Here is an 18,853-nt window from a genome sequence, read left to right on the forward strand (position 1 = left end):
AATGCTTCGGGTTTGGAACACCCGAAGTATTGTGATTCAAGCGGTCTTTTTTTATAAAAAATTTGCAATGGTTATAAAATGAAAGTTTTACATGTTTGCTCTGAAATGTACCCTCTTATTAAAACTGGCGGGCTTGCTGATGTAATGGGGGCATTACCTTTTGCGCAACAACAAGCGGGTAATGATGTTAGAGTATTAATTCCTTACTATCCTAAAGTTACCCAAACATTGGGTGAAACAGTAGAAGTTGCCACAATCGGGACTTTTGCTGGTTTAGTAACGGTTAGATTTGCTTATTTTAATGGTGTGGGTGTGTATGTAATTGATGCCCCACATCTATTTATGCGTGAGGGTAACCCTTATCACGACAGTAATTATCAAGATTATCCCGATAATTATAAACGTTTTGCTTTGTTGGGCTATATTGGTGCGCAGTTAGCACAAGGGCTAGATCATTGGTGGGGGGGAGCAGATGTCCTACACGCTCATGATTGGCAGGCAGGTCTTGCCTGTGCTTACCTAAAAAGCTGGGGAAGTTCGGTAAAAAGTGTATTTACCATTCACAATATTGCTTATCTCGGGCGTTTTAACGCTTTCCATTTGGCGGAACTTGGCTTACCGTGGGAATTTTTCCACGCGGAAGGTTTGGAATTCTACGGTGAAATTTCCTACCTAAAAGCCGGCTTATATTTTGCCGACCGTATTACTACCGTCAGCCCAACCTATGCTCGTGAAATTACTGAAGAAATTGCCGGTGCAGGCTTGCACGGTTTATTAGCAACCCGTCAATATCAAGGTAGGTTACGTGGTATTTTAAATGGGGTGGATGGTGAGGTATGGGATCCGGAAATCGATCCAAATATTATTGCCAATTACCGCCCGAACTATATGCACGGTAAAGCGAAAAACAAAGCAGAATTGCAACGTATTTTTGGTTTGCCGGAAGATAAAGAAGCTCTATTGATGGTAATGGTAACCCGTTTAACCGAACAAAAAGGAGCGGATTTCCTATTGGCTAATATTGATACCTTAATGCAGCATAATGTGCAAATTGTGGTGCTGGGTAGTGGCTCGCCGGATTTAGAAAATGCCTTACGCTATTTCCAACATAAATATCCGAACCAAATCGGCGTGAAAATTGGTTATGATGAAGCTTTATCGCATCAAATTATTGCTGGTGGCGATCTGATTTTAGTCCCAAGTCGTTTTGAGCCTTGTGGCTTAACTCAACTTTATGGCTTGAAATACGGAACCTTACCGCTTGTCCGTCGCACTGGGGGTTTAGCGGATACGGTGTTTGATAGCCATAAAGAAAGCATTGAAAACCGCACAGCAACAGGCTTTGTGTTTGATTATCCTGATGCACCTGCATTTTTAGATGCCGCAATGCGAGCTATTAGCTTATGGCAGAAACAGAAATTATGGTCAAGTGTTCGCCAAAATGCGTTAGCACAAGATTTTGGTTGGGCAAAAGTGGCAGAGCAGTATCAAAATTTATATCACGAAATTATTTAATTTAGATTTACATTGCAACAAGCGGTCATATTGGCAAAAAATCTTGCAAATTTGACCGCTTGTAATTGTATAAAAAGCGAGAGGAATATATCAAATGGGCAGCCAGTCATTAAGTCCTGAAATGATTAAAAATGTCAAAAATGCTATTTTACACAAAATGGTTTTTGCATTGGGGGTGGAGCCTCGTGATGCAAGCAAACGCAATTGGCTAAATGCCACACTTCGAGTGGTGCGTGATTTATCTACCGAAGATTGGTTACAAACCCGCCGCAGCCAAGTGGCGAATGGAAGTCGTCGAGTCTATTACTTGTCAATGGAGTTTTTGATGGGACGGACTTTCAGTAATGCAATGATTTCAGAAGGGGTCTATGAGCTTGTTGGCGCTGCGTTAAAAGAGTTAGGGCAAGATCTGGAAGCAATAATCAATGAAGAGGGCGATCCAGGCTTAGGTAATGGTGGTTTGGGGCGTTTGGCAGCGTGCTATATGGATAGTTTGGCTACGATGAAGATTCCGGCTATCGGTTACGGCATTCAATATGAATATGGTATGTTCCGACAAGAAATTCGTAATGGTGAGCAAGTTGAGCAGCCTGATGAATGGTTGGAAAATGAATTTGTATGGCCATATTTACGTTCGAGTAAGCGCTTCCCAGTGCGTTTTGGCGGGAAAACTTGGCGTGAAGGTAAAAAAGTAGTGTGGCAGCCGGAAGAAGAAATTATGGCACAAGCTCACGATCAACTCATTCCGGGTTTTGAGACGACCTCAACCAATAGCTTACGTTTATGGTCTGCTCACGCATCTGGTAAAGGTTTTGGTTTATCTGATTTCAACCGTGGCGACTATTTTGCTGCGATGGTAAAACAAAACAGCTCGGAAAATGTCTCTCGTGTGCTGTATCCTGATGATTCGACTTACAACGGCAGAGAATTACGTTTACGCCAAGAATATTTCTTATGCTCAGCATCAGTGCAAGATATTATTCGCCGCCATGAAGCGGAGTTTGGCTCTTGTGTGAATTTAGCCGATAAAGTGGCAATTCATTTAAATGATACCCACCCAACCCTTGCTGTGCCTGAATTAATGCGTATTTTAATTGACGAAAAAGGCTACTCTTGGGAACAGGCTTGGGCGATGACACACAAAATTTTCTTCTATACCAATCACACCTTAATGAGTGAAGCGTTGGAAACCTGGCCGGTGGAAATGTTAGCAAGAATTTTACCTCGCCATTTGGAGATTATTTTTGATATTAACGAACATTTCTTAGAGCAAGTTCGCAGCCAATTTCCGGATGATAACGATTTTATCTCTCGTGTCTCATTAATTGATGAGCAAGGTGATCGTCGAGTGCGTATGGCATGGCTTGCAGTAGTTGCTTCAACGAAAGTAAATGGTGTTGCGAAAATTCACTCAGATTTAATGGTGGAATCAATTTTTGCTGACTTCGCCCGCATTTTCCCTAACCGATTCACAAATGTGACGAACGGTGTAACACCTCGCCGTTGGATAAAAATCGCTAACCCGGGCTTAGCGAATATTTTAGATAAATGTATTGGTAATAAATGGCTAACCGATTTAAGTGAGCTTGAAAAATTCAATGCGTTTGCGGACGATGCGGACGTGCAAGCAGAAATTGCGGCAGTGAAAACCGAAAACAAACGCAGCTTGGCAAAATATGTGGAAGAAACCCAAGGCATTAAATTAAATCCGGAGGCGATTTTTGATGTGCAGGTTAAACGAATCCACAAATACAAACGCCAACAAATGAATGTGTTACACATTATCACATTGTATAATCGCATTTTGAAAAATCCGAGTGCTGATTGGACTCCACGAGTATTCATCTTTGCCGGTAAAGCGGCAAGCGCTTACTATGCGGCGAAAAAAGTGATTCGTTTAATCAATGATGTGGCAAATGTAGTAAATAACGATCCTCGCATTAATGATTTAATCAAAGTGGTCTTTATTCCAAACTATGGTGTATCTCTTGCTCAAATGATTATTCCGGCAGCGGATGTGTCTGAACAGATATCTCTTGCAGGAACTGAGGCATCAGGCACTTCTAATATGAAATTTGCCTTAAACGGTGCTTTAACGATTGGCACACTAGATGGGGCAAACGTAGAAATTTTAGAGTGTGTGGGTAAAGAAAATATTTTTATTTTCGGTAACGAAGTGGAACAAGTGGAAGAACTTCGCCGCAATGGCTATTCGCCATATCACTACTATGAAAAAGACAGTGAGCTGAATGAGGCGATTTCTCAAATTTTAAGTGGTAAATTCTCACCAGAAGATCCATACCGTTATCAAGATCTCATCTTAAATTCGGGCGACTACTACCAAGCTTGTGCAGATTACCGTAGTTATGTAGAAGCTCAGGAAAAAGTCGCGCAAGCCTACCGGAATAAGCAGGCTTGGACTCGTTCTGCGATTATCAATATTGCGAATATGGGCTACTTCTCATCAGACCGTTCAGTGATGGATTATGCAAAAAATATCTGGAAAATCGAACCGATGACAGAAGAGCAACTAAAAGGCGATGCGACCTTTGATAGTATTCTAGAGAGTTCAAATAAACTATTGAATTTAAAGAAATAATGTATTAAAAAATGAGAAAACGGTAAGGTACACTCCTTACCGTTTTTTGTTGGTTTCTATTTGGATTTTTCAACCGCAGTGAGCATTCCCCTCAATAAATTCAGTTCATTACTTTCTAATTCTGCTCGTTGATAAAGACGGCGAAGTTTTAGCATTACAGCTTCATTACGAATAAAGCCCAACTCTTTATACACGCGTTCAGTGTGATCAAAAAAATGTTCTAACGCCTGTGCGGTAGGGTACTCTTTTTGTTCTGCAAGCGGTCGTTTTTCTTGAGAATTTTGCAAATATGCCATTCGGATTTCGTAACTTGCCAATTGAACTGCCATTGCAAGATTCAATGAGCCGTAATCGGGGTTAGTTGGAAAATTCAGGTGATAGTGGCATTTGAGCAGCTCTTCATTGGTTAGCCCAACTCGCTCTCGCCCGAAGACAATAGCGGCCTTGCCTCGTGTCGCACGGTGTAGCACTAATTCACCACATTCTCTCGGCTCAATTAAGGTGCTTTGCAAATGACGAAGTCTGGCACTGGTGCCTATTACAAGCTGACAATCGGCAATTGCCTCATCAAAAGAAGAGAAAATTTGGGCGTTATCCAGCACATCTTTAGCACCGGCAGCAAGGGCGTATGCTTGTTCATCTATTGGATGCTTTGGGGCAACTAAACGTAGCTGAGCTAGGCCCATTGTTTTCATTGCTCGGGCTGCTGAGCCTATATTGGCCGGGAGTGACGTTTCAACAAGAATAATGTGAATTTGATCGAGAATCTGCATTGGAGTTTGTTTCTTTTTTGTTAAATTTTTATCTTTCAATAGTGTAGCAAAATTTGTTATCGCTGGAAATTTGAAAAAAATCAGTAATATCCCTTTAAATTTAGAGATTTTTTTACCAATCTGCTTTATTTAGTGGTACATTTAAGAGATTCTTTAAACTTAAACGGGCTATTCATTTAGCTTTTAAATCACAACATTACAGGAGTCTTTATGCTTATTGGTGTACCAAGAGAGCTGTTAGACGGTGAAACCAGAGTGGCGGCAACGCCAAAGACCGTTGAGCAGATTAAAAAACTTGGCTTTGATGTCCTCATTGAAGAGAATGCAGGCTTTAAAGCCAGTTTTGAAGACAATGCATTTGTTAATGCAGGTGCAAGTATCGGCACTCAGCAAGAGGTTTGGAATGCGGACATTATCTTTAAAGTAAATGCCCCAACCGAGGCTGAAATTGATTTAATCAAAGAAGGTGCAACTTTGGTTAGCTTTATTTGGCCGGCACAAAATCCACAATTGATGGAAAAGTTGCAGTCTAAAAAAATCAATGTCCTGGCAATGGATGCAGTACCACGTATTTCTCGAGCGCAAGCCTTGGATGCTTTAAGCTCAATGGCAAATATTTCGGGTTATCGTGCCGTGATTGAAGCAGCGAATTCCTTTGGCAGCTTCTTTACCGGTCAAATTACCGCAGCAGGTAAAGTACCACCGGCGAAAGTGTTAGTTATTGGTGCAGGTGTTGCCGGTTTAGCGGCAATTGGCGCGGCAAACAGTCTTGGTGCGATTGTGCGTGCTTTTGACTCCCGTCCGGAAGTAAAAGAACAGGTAAAATCAATGGGCGCTGACTTCTTAGAAATTGATTTTGAAGAAGAGGGTGGCTCCGGTGACGGCTATGCAAAAGTGATGTCGGAAGAGTTTAACCGCCGTGCAATGGAGCTTTATGCCGCTCAAGCAAAAGAGGTGGATATTATCATTACTACGGCAGCGATTCCGGGTAAGCCGGCTCCGCGTCTATTGACCCGTGAGATGGTTGATTCTATGAAACCTGGCTCAGTGATTGTGGATTTAGCTGCTGCTACAGGTGGTAACTGTGAATATACGAAAGCAGGTGAAGTTTTTGTCACCGATAACCAAGTGAAAGTGATTGGTTATACGGATTTTCCGGCTCGTTTGCCAACACAGTCGTCCCAACTTTACGGTACTAATTTAGTTAATTTATTAAAATTACTTGCTCCGAACAAAGATGGTCAAATCGACATTAATTTTGAAGATGTGGTATTACGTGGCGTAACCGTTGTGCGTGATGGTGAATTAACTTGGCCGGCTCCACCGATTCAAGTTTCGGCTCAGCCTCAAAAACAAGCGGCAGCTAATCCACAAGCGGTCAAAAGAGAAGAAAAACCTGCAGATCCACGTGTGAAATATGGCGTAATGGCTGGGGCGGGTGCATTATTCCTATGGCTGGCTTCAGTTGCACCAGCTGCATTTTTATCGCACTTTACCGTATTCGTATTAGCCTGTGTAGTGGGTTACTATGTGGTTTGGAATGTCAGCCACGCATTACACACTCCACTAATGGCGGTAACCAATGCGATTTCAGGTATTATTATCGTAGGTGCGGTTTTACAAATTGCTCAACCTACCGGTAATTTCTTTATTGATATTTTAGCATTTATTGCAATATTAGTTGCCAGCATTAATATCTTTGGTGGCTTTAAAGTGACGCAACGTATGCTTGCAATGTTTAGAAAAGGTTAAGGAGAAACGAAACTATGTCTTTTGGATTTGTTACCGCTGCTTATATTATCGCAGCTATTCTCTTTATCATGAGCTTAGCCGGTCTTTCTAAACATGAAACGGCAAAAGCAGGCTGCTGGTATGGTATTGTAGGGATGGGAATTGCTTTAGTGGCAACAATTTTTGGACCACAATCACACGGCACCGTTTGGATCTTAATTGCAATGGCAATTGGTGGCTTCATTGGGGTGAAAAAAGCCCTTAAAGTGGAAATGACCGAAATGCCTGAGCTGGTTGCAATTCTTCACAGTTTTGTTGGTTTAGCTGCCGTATTAGTTGGTTTTAACAGCTACGGCTTACATACCAATGCATTAATGCCGGCAAATTTAGATGAGGTAGCGCAAGCCGCATTTTTAGCCGAGCAAGCGACTCTTGCGAACATTCATAATGTAGAAGTGTTCTTAGGTATCTTTATCGGTGCGGTGACCTTCTCCGGTTCACTTGTTGCATTCGGTAAATTAAGCGGCAAATTATTTGGTCGCAAAGTCTCTTCTGCGGCATTAAATATTCCACACAAACACAAATGGAACTTAGCGGCAATCGTCGTATCTGTGTTCTTGATGATTGTCTTCCTTAATCATCCGGAGAATATTTTCCCGGTATTGATTATGACGATCATTGCTTTAGTGTTTGGTTGGCATTTGGTCTCTTCTATCGGTGGTGCAGATATGCCGGTTGTGGTGTCAATGCTTAACTCTTATTCCGGTTGGGCTGCGGCTGCAGCAGGTTTTATGCTAAGCAATGATTTATTAATTGTCACCGGGGCATTGGTAGGTTCTTCAGGTGCAATTCTTTCTTACATTATGTGTAAGGCAATGAACCGTTCATTTATCAGTGTGATTGCAGGCGGCTTTGGTAATGATGTGCAATCAAGCAAAGGTGATGAAGAATATGGTGAGCACCGTGAAACCAACGCGGAAGAAGTTGCAGAAATGTTGAAAAACGCAAGCTCTGTTATTATTACTCCAGGGTATGGTATGGCCGTTGCTCAAGCTCAATATCCGGTTGCAGAAATTACCGCGAAATTGCGTGAAAAAGGCGTAAATGTACGTTTTGGTATTCACCCTGTTGCAGGTCGTTTACCGGGCCATATGAACGTATTATTAGCGGAAGCCAAGGTGCCTTATGATGTCGTATTAGAAATGGATGAAATCAACGAAGATTTCGAAGAAACGGATGTGGTATTGGTTATCGGTGCAAATGATACTGTAAACCCAGCTGCATTAGACGATCCATCAAGTCCAATCGCAGGCATGCCGGTGCTTGAAGTTTGGAAAGCACAAAACGTTATCGTATTCAAACGCTCAATGGCAGTAGGCTATGCCGGTGTGCAAAACCCACTGTTCTTTAAAGAAAATACCCAAATGTTATTTGGTGATGCGAAAGAGCGTGTGGACGATATTTTAAGAGCATTAAACAGCTAATTATTCTTGAAGGGAAAGCGGACAAAAGTCCGCTTTTTTTGTGCTTACAAGCGGTTATTTTTTTCTGGTTTTTTGCAAAAAAATAACCACAGCCAAGGCTGTGGTTTAAAATAGTGTTTTGATTCTTGCTATTTTCTCTTGAAGAAAAATGAGATAACAGAGATCGCTAGGAATACGAAAAAGAGAATTTTCGCAATTTCTGTGGCACTACCTGCAATACCACCAAAGCCTAATAACGCTGCGATAATGGCAATAATAAAAAATACAACTGCGTAATGTAACATACTGTTTCTCCTTATTGTATTTTAATCAAACAACTTGAAATTAACATAATTGTAATATTATTGCAAATAATATGATTTTTTAGTCTTGGTTAATTCGGCTTGAAATCGCACTTTGTTGATTTTTGTATTTTGCATCTTTGCGGGCATTGTATGGTTTGGCTGCATCACCACTTAAGATTTCAAAACTTAATGCCCCGATTGCCATATTGGGGCGTAAGGCAAGAGGTAATTTGCCAGCATTAAAAAATTCCAGCACAATTTTACCTTCCCAACCCGGGTCAATACGGTGTGCGGTAACGTGAACCATTAAGCCTAACCTTGCTAAAGAGGAACGCCCATCCAGCCAGCCGACAATATTTGCCGGCAGTTTGACGGATTCAAGTGTTGTTGCAAGAGCGAGTTCACCGGGGTGTAGAAAAAAGGCTTCTCCATCTTCAATAATGATTTCATCACTCATGACTTTATTGAGTTGGGCGGCAACTTCTTCTCGTGGCCCGCTTAAATCAATATATGGAGTGTTGTGTTCACGAAATACGCGAAATGAGTTACCTAAACGTACATCAGCCGTTGCCCCGGAAATTTTGTCATCAGCCGGGCGAGGGGTAATGGTAATTTTGCCTTCATCTAGGTAACGTTTAATATCTGTATCACATAAACGCATGAGTCGCTCCTATTTCAGTAGTTGCTTGATTTGTGCTTTGAGAATATCAATCGCAATACGGTTTTTTCCACCTTTTGGCACAATAATATCGGCATATTGTTTAGATGGTTCGATAAATTGTAAGAACATCGGGCGAACAGTTTTGCGATATTGGGTAATCACCGAGTCCATTGAGCGACCACGTTCTACCATATCTCGTTGCAAGCGACGGATAAAGCAGATATCTAATGGTGCATCAACGAAAATTGACACATTGAGTTCATTACGAATTTCTTCATCTGTTAACAACAAAATCCCTTCCAAAATAATGATCTTTTTCGGTTCAAAATGACGGGTGGTAGTTTTGCGGTTATGCTCGGTATAATCATATTCAGGAATTTCTATGGCATTACCCTGTTTTAATTGGCGTAAATGTTCAACCAATAAATGATGATCCATTGAATTAGGGTGGTCATAATTGGTTTTGATGCGTTCTTCCATACTGAGATGAGATTGGTCTTTATAATAGGCATCTTCAGAAATAATACCGATATTATCCGTCCCCAATTCGTTTTTTAATTCTTTATAAATGGTTGAGGCAATTAAGCTTTTTCCTGATGCTGAAGCTCCAGCAATGGCAATCACAACGCACGATGGGGTCTGAATAATATTACTCATAAAAAATTTCCTATTAAGTCAAAAGAGTTTCTGCATAAATTATACCGAATTTTTGCAAAATTTTCTGTATAATCGACCGCTTGTTATACATTTTGGAGAAAAAAGTGGATATTTTTATTCAAGGTTTTGTAGTTTGCTTTGGTTTAATTGTTTCTATCGGGGCACAAAACGCTTTTTTACTGAAACAAGGTATTTTAAAACAGCATGTTTTTTGGATTGCATCTCTCTGCTTTTTAGGTGATGTGCTGTTAATGACTGTTGGCGTCTTAGGACTTGGAATGATCATTTCTGAATTGCCGATATTAAGTCTAATTATTTCTCTATTAGGGGCGCTGTTTTTATTGACTTATGGCAGCCGTTCTTTTATCAGCGTATTTAAAAGTACAGACTATTTAACGGCAAGTGGAGAAACGGCAACAAGCCTTCAAAAAGCCTTAATGATTACCTTTGCCATTACATTTTTAAATCCACATGTTTATATTGATACAGTGGTGATTGTGGGTAGTATTGGAGGAAAGCTGAGCTTTGAGGGCAAAATGTATTTCTTAGCTGGGGCATTGATTTGTTCATTTCTTTGGTTTTTTGGCGTTGGCTATGGGGCAAGGTTACTTTCACCTTATTTTGCTAAACGCAGAACCTGGCAGATCCTAGATGCCATTACAGGGCTGATTATGTATTTTATTGCTTTTAGTTTGATTGTGTATGCTTATCAGCTAATTGAGCAAATTTTTTAGAGAATTAAATTTTTCATTGCTGAATAGACCTATTTTTTGCTATATTTAACAGCAATATTCGCACGATAAAACGTGCCTGATTTATTAAACAATTTTATTTTGACGGATTCTTTTATGTTTAAAAAATTTTTAGGATTATTTTCAAATGATCTTTCTATCGACCTCGGAACAGCAAATACTTTAGTCTATGTAAAAGGGCAGGGTATTGTATTAGATGAGCCTTCAGTTGTTGCAGTCCGACAAGATAGAATGGGATCATTAAAAAGCATTGCAGCAGTTGGTACTCATGCGAAATTAATGTTAGGTCGTACACCGAAAAGCATCATGGCAATCCGTCCGATGAAAGATGGCGTAATTGCTGATTTCTTCGTTACAGAAAAAATGTTACAACACTTTATCAAACAAGTGCATAGCAATAACTTTATGCGTCCAAGTCCTCGTGTATTAGTGTGTGTGCCTGCCGGTGCAACGCAAGTAGAACGTCGTGCGATTAAAGAGTCTGCAATTGGTGCCGGTGCACGTGAGGTATATTTAATTGAAGAACCAATGGCTGCTGCAATCGGTGCCGGCTTACCGGTACATGAAGCAATGGGTTCTATGGTTATTGATATTGGTGGTGGTACAACTGAAGTTGCAGTACTGTCTTTAAACGGTATTGTGTATTCAACCTCAGTTCGTATTGGTGGCGATAAATTAGATGAAGCGATTATCGCTTATGTTCGTCGCCATTTCGGTTCTGCAATCGGTGAAGCTACCGCAGAGCGTATCAAACAAGAAATCGCCAGTGCAAAAATTGAGTCTGATGAAGATGTTAAAACCATGGAAGTACACGGTCATAACTTGGCAGAAGGTGCACCACGTACATTTGAATTAAACTCAAAACATGTTTTAGAAGCTATTGAGCAACCATTAAACGGTATTGTAGAAGCAGTAAAAGCAGTATTAGAACAATGCCCTCCTGAGCTAGCAGCAGATATTTTTGAGCGTGGTATGGTGTTAACCGGTGGTGGTGCATTATTACATAATTTAGATCGCCTACTTTCTGATTCAACCGGGGTACAAGTGATTGTTGCTGAAGATCCGTTAACCTGTGTTGCTCGTGGTGGCGGTAAAGCATTAGAAATGATCGATATGCACGGTGGCGATGTGTTTAGTAGCGATGATTAAGTATTTTTTCTAAGCAGATATTAAATTGAAAGTTGGCAATGGATCTGATCTATTGTCAATTTTCATTATATATTCCCATAAATTTCACATAATATTTCTCTAATGAAACCGATTTTTGCTAAAACGCCTTCTTTAGGCATGCGTCTGATTATTGCGATAATACTTTCTATTGCGCTTATTCTTTCTGATGGGCGTAGCTCATTGATGATTCAAGCCCGTAATATGCTTGAAACTGCAGTGAGTGGATTATATTATTTTGCAAATACTCCTCGCTCAATATTAGATGGCGTTAGTGGCAATTTTATCGATAACAATAAATTGCAAATGGAAAATAATTTATTGAAAGAGCAATTAAGAGAAAAAAGTGCGGATTTATTATTACTTGATCAGCTTAAAGTGGAAAATCAGCGTTTAAGACTGTTGCTAAGTTCTCCTCTTCGCCAAGATGAATATAAAAAAATTGCAGAGGTATTGGCTGCCGAAATGGATGCATATCGCCAACAAGTAGTAATAAACCAAGGGCGTTTGGACGGTGCTTTTGTCGGACAGCCGATTATTGATGAACGAGGTGTGGTAGGTCAGGTCATTTCAGTGGGTGAGAAATCAAGCCGAGTGCTACTTTTAACCGATATCACCCACGCAATTCCTATTCAAGTATTACGTAATGATGTACGTGGTATCGCAAATGGTACAGGCGGAAATAATGAGCTGATTGTTGATAACCTGCCACGTTCTATTGATGTGGTAAAAGGAGATGTATTAGTTACATCAGGTTTGGGAGGGCGTTTCCCAGAAGGTTATCCGGTGGCGATTGTAGAAACTGTTGAAAACGATACCAAAAGCCAATTTGCACGTATTGTAGCGCGTCCTCTAGCTTCATTCGACAGGCTACGCTATTTACTTTTGCTTTGGCCAACGTCAGAAGAGAAAAATTACAGCCAAAGTTTATCGCCGGAACAAGTACGTGAGGTCGTAGAGGAAAGACGTAACAGCATTAATCCTTTTGAACGTTTAAAACAGATGTCGAATAAGAAAGTTGAAGTTCAATTAGATGCAAAAGAAGAACAGATAGACGCGGATGAAACTATTGAAAATCCGGCTGAGCAACCGGATATCGAAAATCATGAAAATTATCACACCGAACAAGGAGCTGAATAAATGAGAGCAAATCCGATTTTTCAGCTATTGGTGTTAATTGCCATTTTTGTTGTCTCATTTGTATTGGAAATCATGCCTTGGCCTATTGGTTTCCAAGGCTTACGCCCAAATTGGATTGTATTAGTATTAATTTACTGGGTACTTGCATTGCCGGATAAAATCAGTGTTGGTACAGCTTTTATTGCTGGCATTGTGTGGGATCTGATTCTTGGTTCCATTTTAGGCATACATGCTTTAGTACTATCGATCGCTATTTACTTTGTTGCGAAATATCATTTAATTTTGCGTAATCTTTCCCTTTGGTTACAAAGTTTACTGGTGATTGCTTATATTATTTTGATCCGTTGCTCGATTTTTATTATTGAATTTCTGTTGCATCGTGCAGAATTTAACTCTCAAGAGCTCTTAGGTGCAGTGATAAGCGGTATCTTATGGCCATGGATTTTCTTGCTGATGCGTCATATTCGCCGCCAATTACGGTTACGCTAAGAGATGAGGTTTAAATGAACAGTTTGTCTTTTGATTTCGCAGAAGATTTTCGACCGCTTGCAGCTCGCATGCGGCCTCGAAATTTAAGCGAATACATCGGTCAATCTCATTTGATTGGCGAAGGCAAACCGCTTCGCAGAGCTATAGAGGCTGGGCATAGCCACTCCATGATTTTCTGGGGCCCACCGGGAACCGGTAAAACTACTTTAGCAGAAATTATTGCTCACCATTTTGATGCTGAGGTCGAACGTATTTCAGCTGTTACCAGCGGGGTAAAAGAAATTCGAGAGGCAATTGAGCGGGCAAAGCTGAATTGTCAATCGGGCAGAAGAACTTTATTATTCGTAGATGAAGTCCACCGTTTCAACAAAAGCCAGCAAGATGCTTTTTTACCGCATATTGAAGACGGTACCATTATCTTTATCGGGGCGACTACTGAAAATCCCTCTTTTGAGCTGAATAATGCATTACTTTCACGTGCAAGAATTTATATTCTTAAGCCCTTACAAGCGGTTGAAATTGAAAAAGTTTTGCAAACAGCGGTGTTTGATAAAGAGCGAGGTCTTGGCAATGAAAATTTGCAGTTTGAAGATGATGTGCTAAGACTACTGGCCGACTATGTTAATGGTGATGCTCGTTTTGCCCTCAACTGCTTAGAGTTAATGGTGGATATGGCGGAAAGCACAAGCGAGACTAAGTTGCTAAACAAGACCCTTCTGATCGAAGTTTTAGGTGAACGACAAGCCCGTTTTGATAAAGGTGGTGATCGTTATTATGATCTGATTTCTGCATTACATAAATCTATTCGAGGCTCTTCGCCAGACAGTGCTTTGTATTGGTATGCTCGTATTTTAACGGCCGGTGGTGATCCGCTTTATGTTGCCAGAAGATTACTCGCGATTGCCTCGGAAGATGTGGGAAATGCGGATCCAAGGGCTATGCAGATTGCGATTGCGGCTTGGGATTGTTTTACCCGAGTGGGAGCTTATGAAGGTGAAAGAGCGATTGCCCAGGCGATTATTTATCTTGCGGTGGCACCAAAAAGCAATGCGGTCTATCAAGCCTTTAATGAGGCAAAACGGTTGGCTAAAGAGGCGAAAGATTACGATGTACCTGAGCATTTACGTAATGCCCCAACGAATTTAATGAAATCCTTAGGCTATGGTGAAGAATATCGCTACGCCCATAACGAGCCAAATGCTTATGCAGCCGGAGAAAATTATTTTCCACCTGAATTAAAAGATACTCAATTCTATTTTCCGACAGAAAGGGGAATGGAAAAGCAAATTAAAGAAAAAATGGCATGGCTGAAAGCACAAGATGAGGCCAGCCGGACTCAACGTTATAAATAGTTGCAAGCGGTTGAAATTGGCCAAAAATTTGCAAATTTTTAGTAAAAAATCACCGCTTGTTATTCACCTAAATTGAATTATGTTTGATATTTTATTTCCCGCTTGGCTTGCCGGCGTTTGTTTAGCTTTTATTACGGCACCGCTTGGTGCTTTTGTGGTATGGCGAAAAATGGCTTATTTCGGTGATACTCTTTCCCATTCTGCCTTACTTGGGGTAGCATTAGGCATTTTCTTGCAAATTGATCCCTATCTTGCTGTTATTGTGATGACCATTGTGTTGGCGTTGTTACTGGTTTGGTTGGAGCAGAAAACCCATTATTCGGTAGATACTGTACTTGGTATTATTGCGCATATCAGTCTTTCTCTTGGGGTTATTACCATTAGTTTACTGGATAATGTCAGAGTGGATTTAATGTCCTACTTATTTGGCGATTTATTGGCGATCAATTCCAACGATGTTCTTTTTATTGCTCTTGGCGCGGCTGCTATTTTGTCCATTTTAGCGCTCTATTGGAAAGCTTTACTGTCAATGACTATCAGTGCTGAATTAGCTCAAATTGAGGGGCTAAATGTTGTACGTCTGCGTTTATTGTTGATGATTTTAACTGCATTAACTATTGCTTTGAGTATGAAATTTGTCGGAGCATTAATTATTACCTCATTACTCATTATTCCCTCGGCTACTGCAAGGCGATTTGCTAGAACGCCTGAAAGAATGGTGATTATTGCCATTTTATTGAGCATAGTTGCAGTAACAGGTGGGCTGTTATTGTCGGCTTGGAAAGATACTCCGGCAGGGCCTTCTGTTGTGATTTGTGCTGGTTTTATCTTTTTATTATCGCTGTTTAAGAAAGAGAAAAGTTAAACGAATATATAATGATATAAAATATAAACAGAAAGCATAATATTTTAGCTAAATGCCATTGAATTTCAGCATTAATCCGTTTAAATTGCATTATTATTTTTTGTGTTTTTACTTACCTATTATTTAAGAAGTTATTATGTGTCAATTACTTGGAATGAATTGTAATACGCCAACTGATATTACCTTTTCTTTTGATGGTTTTCGCCGCCGGGGAGGCTTAACTGATCATCATACAGACGGATTTGGAATCGCATTTTTTGAGGGAAAGGGAGTACGTGTTTTTCGCGATAACCGCCCGGGAGCCTCATCACTTATGGCTGAGTCAATCGGTCAATATCAAATTAAATCTTTAAATGTTGTGGCACATATTCGTAAAGCAACACGAGGTGATGTTAACCTTGAAAATACGCATCCTTTTATTCGAGAATTGTGGGGCGAAAACTGGGTCTTTGCTCATAATGGTACAGTAGAAGGAGTTGGTGTTTGCGAAGATTGTCATTACCAACCGATTGGTACTACTGATTCTGAAGCGGCATTTTGCAGAATTGTTTCTGAATTAAAAGAGATGTATCCGGCTAAACCAAGCGAAAAAGAGATTTTTGATGCAGTGGTGAAAATTACCTCAAAAATTGCTGAACACGGTGTATTTAATTTTATTCTTTCTAACGGACATTGGATGATTGCTCGTTGTACCACAAATCTCCATTATGTTTGTCGTAAAGCCCCTTTTGGTAAGGCTCTGCGTGATGACGATGTTTCTATTGATTTTAGCCAATATACGAAAATTACCGATAAGGTGACTGTTATCACAACACAGCCTCTCACCAAAAATGAGAATTGGACTAAAATGAAAAATGGTGGTTATGTTTTCTTTAAAGATGGTGATGTAGTTTATGAAATAGAAGGCACTTTGCCTGAGGCGAAACCTCACGTTTAATCTTAGAAAATATAGTGTTTGATCTGCACCTTAATCAGCTAGCTTTGAGTCTAATTATTAGGGCAGAGCAATATTATGCCTTTTCATATTTTCTTATTCTTATTCATCTTATTTTTGTCCCACATTTTTGTGGGATTTTTTTGCTTGAAAGAAAGCTATATTTCTATACTAAACCGTTTTAGCTTGTTTTTTTATTGAGAATAAATTATATTAAAAACAATTCTCAATTAAATTTTTATAAGGAAGCTCCATGAAATTCAAACACAGCTTTATTTATTCTGCGTTATTCCTTTCCCCTATTACTTTTGCTCAAGAGCAAGACGCTCAACTTGATGAGGTTGAGGTTATTGCTGAATTAGAAAAAATTAAAGCGGCAGATAATCAAAAAGCCGTGGTGGATTTAAGCCTACTCGGTAAACAGCTTGCTTTCACTTCGCCTATTACGGTCGTGAATTATGATGAACAAGCTTTTGCGGATAAATCGCCACGTAATGTAGTGGATGCCTTAGCAAAAACAGATGCATCAATTATAAATTTTGGTGGTGAAACCAATACACTGGGTGGCATTTATGTGCGAGGTTTGCAGCTAGATGCTCGTCAGTTTAGCGTTAATGGTTTGTCTGGTTTATACGGAGCGTACAATACTGCTACTTCAGCGGTAGGTTCAGTACAGTTAATTAAAGGGGCTTCAACTGCAACGGTGGGAATGGATCCTGAAGGTGCTGCAGGAGCGGCAGTAAATATTGAAACTAAACGAGCAACGGATGAGCCGATCAATAAAATCGGCTTGGCGTGGTTCTCAAATAGTCGTTTGCAAGAGAGTTTTGATTTTGGCAGACGCTTCGGGGCGAATAACGAATGGGGCGTTCGTGTCAGTGGCGTTTATCGTGATGGCAATACCGCTCGCCAACATTACAGTGAACTGGCAAAAGAGATTGCACTTGGTGCAGATTATCGTGGTGATAAATTGCGTGTCGGTGTGGATTATTTCCAAAGCAAACGAGCGACTAAAGGCGGACGTGCAAGGGTGCAAGATATGCAAAATTTAACTTTTGCTTTACCGGTTGCACCGAGTGGTAAAACTAATTTAGTGCCTAGCTGGTCTCGCCAAACCACTGATGATGAAACCGCATTAATCACTTTTGAATACGACTTACCTTGGCGGATGATGCTCTCAGGGGGCATTGGGCATATGGAGTCTAAATACTACGGCAATTTTACCCAATTAACGATGCTAAATAGCGAAGGGAATTATCGAGCTGTTAATGCGACGGCAATGGATTTCCGCTCTCGTACTACCAGTGGCAATTTAAAACTACAAGGAGAGCTTGAAACCGGCTCAATTTCTCATTCTTGGAGCATCGCTTACGATTTAGTTCAACGCCAACGAGATCACGATAACAACCCGGCTAAACAACGTAGTGGCAGATTTAATAGCAATATCTATACGCCAGAATTTATTAATGAACCAAATCACGGTAGCCTTGAGCAAGCTGCTGATAATAAATTTACTGCCCAAAGTATAGCTTTTTCTGACACACTTGGCTTTATCGATAATCAAATTCGCTTAACTCTTGGTGGACGCTTCCAATGGATTGAGCAACTTAACCGTGCCACCGATGTACGTTTAAAAGCTGATCGCTTCAGCCCGATGGCAGCGATTGCTTATGTACCAAATAGTGATCTGGTTTATTACGCTAACTATTTGGAAGATTTAGAACCGGGTAATGCAGACCCTGATACAGGTGAAATGAATAGCCCACGCGTAACCAAGCAAATTGAATTAGGGGTGCGTAAAAACTGGAATAAAACTTTTAGCTCAAGTTTAAGTGTTTATGAATTAAGCCGTCCGGGGATTATTCGTGGTAATACAGCGGCACTTGCAGCACGTGCTGGGAAAGAGCAAGGTGAAGAACGCAATCGTGGTGTGGAGGTAAATCTTTATGCCAAATTGCTGGAAAACACGCTTCGTCCAAGTTTAGGCATCAGTTATAATCAAGGTAAAGTATTTGATTTTCCAACCTATGCCGACACTATCGTAAACGGCGTGCAAGTGACAAGCCCTCGTTGGATTGCTAAAGCTGCGGTAGAGTGGGATACGCCATTTGTTCAAAACTTAACTTTGAATGCGGGTTTACAACACTATGGCAAATCTTACCAAGATACCGCTGCAACTTACCGCTTACCCTCTTACACTACGGTAGATTTAGGTGGAAAATATAGCCTGAAATTTGCTGGAAAACAGGAACTCACTTTGCGTGCGGGAGTAGAAAATCTGTTTAACAAACACTATTGGCAAATTCAACGTGGTCAGTACGATCGCAGTTTTGCTGTAGTCGGTATGCCTCGTACCTACTGGACAAAAGTGGAATATTCATTCTAATTAAAGCCTAAAGCAAGCGGTCAGTTTTGCAAAAAAATCTGCAAAAATGACCGCTTGTTATGTT

At 40.5% G+C, this 18,853-nt stretch carries 16 protein-coding genes; 12 read left to right on the forward strand and 4 right to left on the reverse strand.

Going from position 1 to position 18,853, the window contains the following annotated elements; translation table 11 throughout:
• Positions 1–78 precede the first annotated feature (78 nt).
• Both glgA and A4G16_RS02975 read left to right on the forward strand, forming a co-directional pair.
• Positions 79–1,515 carry a glycogen synthase GlgA gene (gene glgA / locus A4G16_RS02970; protein ID WP_165888629.1) on the forward strand — a complete coding sequence of 479 codons (1,437 nt, stop codon included), beginning with the start codon at positions 79–81 and terminating at the stop codon, positions 1,513–1,515.
• A gap of 94 nt (positions 1,516–1,609) precedes the next feature.
• Complete coding sequence (locus A4G16_RS02975) at positions 1,610–4,114, forward strand: glycogen/starch/alpha-glucan phosphorylase (protein WP_165888630.1); 2,505 nt, start codon at positions 1,610–1,612, stop codon at positions 4,112–4,114.
• Positions 4,115–4,170: 56 nt separating this feature from the next.
• On the opposite strand, the gene trmJ is transcribed toward A4G16_RS02975, so the two are convergent.
• Positions 4,171–4,887: a tRNA (cytosine(32)/uridine(32)-2'-O)-methyltransferase TrmJ gene (gene trmJ, locus A4G16_RS02980; RefSeq protein ID WP_165888631.1), complete on the reverse strand. Its 717-nt coding sequence runs from the start codon at positions 4,885–4,887 to the stop codon at positions 4,171–4,173.
• Between the two features lie 210 nt (positions 4,888–5,097).
• On the opposite strand from trmJ, the gene pntA reads away from it, so the two are divergent.
• Positions 5,098–6,639, forward strand: coding sequence for a Re/Si-specific NAD(P)(+) transhydrogenase subunit alpha (gene pntA, locus A4G16_RS02985; protein ID WP_165888632.1), 1,542 nt, complete (start codon positions 5,098–5,100; stop codon positions 6,637–6,639).
• Between the two features lie 14 nt (positions 6,640–6,653).
• The gene (gene pntB, locus A4G16_RS02990; protein WP_165888633.1) at positions 6,654–8,102 is read left to right on the forward strand and encodes a Re/Si-specific NAD(P)(+) transhydrogenase subunit beta; all 1,449 of its coding nucleotides are present in this window, start codon (positions 6,654–6,656) and stop codon (positions 8,100–8,102) included.
• A gap of 128 nt (positions 8,103–8,230) precedes the next feature.
• Here pntB and A4G16_RS02995 read toward each other — a convergent pair whose 3' ends face one another.
• The 3 genes from A4G16_RS02995 to udk all read right to left on the reverse strand — a co-directional run bounded on the left by A4G16_RS02995 (position 8,231) and on the right by udk (position 9,704).
• Positions 8,231–8,386 carry a DUF1328 domain-containing protein gene (locus tag A4G16_RS02995; RefSeq protein ID WP_165888634.1) on the reverse strand — a complete coding sequence of 52 codons (156 nt, stop codon included), beginning with the start codon at positions 8,384–8,386 and terminating at the stop codon, positions 8,231–8,233.
• A gap of 79 nt (positions 8,387–8,465) precedes the next feature.
• Positions 8,466–9,047 (reverse strand): dCTP deaminase, encoded by a 582-nt coding sequence (gene dcd, locus A4G16_RS03000; RefSeq protein WP_042803832.1) that lies wholly within the window; start codon positions 9,045–9,047, stop codon positions 8,466–8,468.
• Positions 9,048–9,056: 9 nt separating this feature from the next.
• Positions 9,057–9,704 (reverse strand): uridine kinase, encoded by a 648-nt coding sequence (udk, locus tag A4G16_RS03005; protein ID WP_027074833.1) that lies wholly within the window; start codon positions 9,702–9,704, stop codon positions 9,057–9,059.
• A 104-nt stretch (positions 9,705–9,808) separates the two neighbouring features.
• On the opposite strand from udk, the gene A4G16_RS03010 reads away from it, so the two are divergent.
• The 8 genes from A4G16_RS03010 to A4G16_RS03045 all read left to right on the forward strand — a co-directional run bounded on the left by A4G16_RS03010 (position 9,809) and on the right by A4G16_RS03045 (position 18,789).
• On the forward strand, positions 9,809–10,438 hold the full coding sequence (locus A4G16_RS03010; protein ID WP_042803830.1) for a LysE/ArgO family amino acid transporter: 630 nt from the start codon (positions 9,809–9,811) through the stop codon (positions 10,436–10,438).
• Positions 10,439–10,552: 114 nt separating this feature from the next.
• Positions 10,553–11,605 carry a rod shape-determining protein gene (locus tag A4G16_RS03015; protein WP_042803828.1) on the forward strand — a complete coding sequence of 351 codons (1,053 nt, stop codon included), beginning with the start codon at positions 10,553–10,555 and terminating at the stop codon, positions 11,603–11,605.
• Between the two features lie 102 nt (positions 11,606–11,707).
• Positions 11,708–12,763, forward strand: coding sequence for a rod shape-determining protein MreC (gene mreC, locus A4G16_RS03020; RefSeq protein ID WP_165888635.1), 1,056 nt, complete (start codon positions 11,708–11,710; stop codon positions 12,761–12,763).
• Positions 12,764–13,252, forward strand: coding sequence for a rod shape-determining protein MreD (gene mreD / locus A4G16_RS03025; RefSeq protein ID WP_027074829.1), 489 nt, complete (start codon positions 12,764–12,766; stop codon positions 13,250–13,252).
• Positions 13,253–13,266: 14 nt separating this feature from the next.
• Positions 13,267–14,604 (forward strand): replication-associated recombination protein A, encoded by a 1,338-nt coding sequence (locus A4G16_RS03030; protein ID WP_165888636.1) that lies wholly within the window; start codon positions 13,267–13,269, stop codon positions 14,602–14,604.
• 79 nt (positions 14,605–14,683) lie between these two features.
• Positions 14,684–15,469: a zinc ABC transporter permease subunit ZnuB gene (znuB, locus tag A4G16_RS03035; RefSeq protein ID WP_165888637.1), complete on the forward strand. Its 786-nt coding sequence runs from the start codon at positions 14,684–14,686 to the stop codon at positions 15,467–15,469.
• A 136-nt stretch (positions 15,470–15,605) separates the two neighbouring features.
• Positions 15,606–16,406 (forward strand): class II glutamine amidotransferase, encoded by an 801-nt coding sequence (locus A4G16_RS03040; RefSeq protein WP_165888638.1) that lies wholly within the window; start codon positions 15,606–15,608, stop codon positions 16,404–16,406.
• 250 nt (positions 16,407–16,656) lie between these two features.
• Positions 16,657–18,789: a TonB-dependent receptor gene (locus A4G16_RS03045; RefSeq protein WP_165888639.1), complete on the forward strand. Its 2,133-nt coding sequence runs from the start codon at positions 16,657–16,659 to the stop codon at positions 18,787–18,789.
• Positions 18,790–18,853: the final 64 nt, after the last annotated feature.

Source organism: Mannheimia granulomatis (genome assembly GCF_011455695.1).
Taxonomy (GTDB): Bacteria; Pseudomonadota; Gammaproteobacteria; order Enterobacterales; family Pasteurellaceae; genus Mannheimia; species Mannheimia granulomatis_A.

Coding starts and splice junctions, on each gene's coding strand:
- glgA (WP_165888629.1), top strand. CDS start 79: ATGAAAGTTTTACATGTTTGCTCTGAAATGTACCCTCTTATTAAAACT.
- A4G16_RS02975 (WP_165888630.1), top strand. CDS start 1,610: ATGGGCAGCCAGTCATTAAGTCCTGAAATGATTAAAAATGTCAAAAAT.
- trmJ (WP_165888631.1), bottom strand. CDS start 4,887: ATGCAGATTCTCGATCAAATTCACATTATTCTTGTTGAAACGTCACTC.
- pntA (WP_165888632.1), top strand. CDS start 5,098: ATGCTTATTGGTGTACCAAGAGAGCTGTTAGACGGTGAAACCAGAGTG.
- pntB (WP_165888633.1), top strand. CDS start 6,654: ATGTCTTTTGGATTTGTTACCGCTGCTTATATTATCGCAGCTATTCTC.
- A4G16_RS02995 (WP_165888634.1), bottom strand. CDS start 8,386: ATGTTACATTACGCAGTTGTATTTTTTATTATTGCCATTATCGCAGCG.
- dcd (WP_042803832.1), bottom strand. CDS start 9,047: ATGCGTTTATGTGATACAGATATTAAACGTTACCTAGATGAAGGCAAA.
- udk (WP_027074833.1), bottom strand. CDS start 9,704: ATGAGTAATATTATTCAGACCCCATCGTGCGTTGTGATTGCCATTGCT.
- A4G16_RS03015 (WP_042803828.1), top strand. CDS start 10,553: ATGTTTAAAAAATTTTTAGGATTATTTTCAAATGATCTTTCTATCGAC.
- mreC (WP_165888635.1), top strand. CDS start 11,708: ATGAAACCGATTTTTGCTAAAACGCCTTCTTTAGGCATGCGTCTGATT.
- mreD (WP_027074829.1), top strand. CDS start 12,764: ATGAGAGCAAATCCGATTTTTCAGCTATTGGTGTTAATTGCCATTTTT.
- A4G16_RS03030 (WP_165888636.1), top strand. CDS start 13,267: ATGAACAGTTTGTCTTTTGATTTCGCAGAAGATTTTCGACCGCTTGCA.
- znuB (WP_165888637.1), top strand. CDS start 14,684: ATGTTTGATATTTTATTTCCCGCTTGGCTTGCCGGCGTTTGTTTAGCT.
- A4G16_RS03040 (WP_165888638.1), top strand. CDS start 15,606: ATGTGTCAATTACTTGGAATGAATTGTAATACGCCAACTGATATTACC.
- A4G16_RS03045 (WP_165888639.1), top strand. CDS start 16,657: ATGAAATTCAAACACAGCTTTATTTATTCTGCGTTATTCCTTTCCCCT.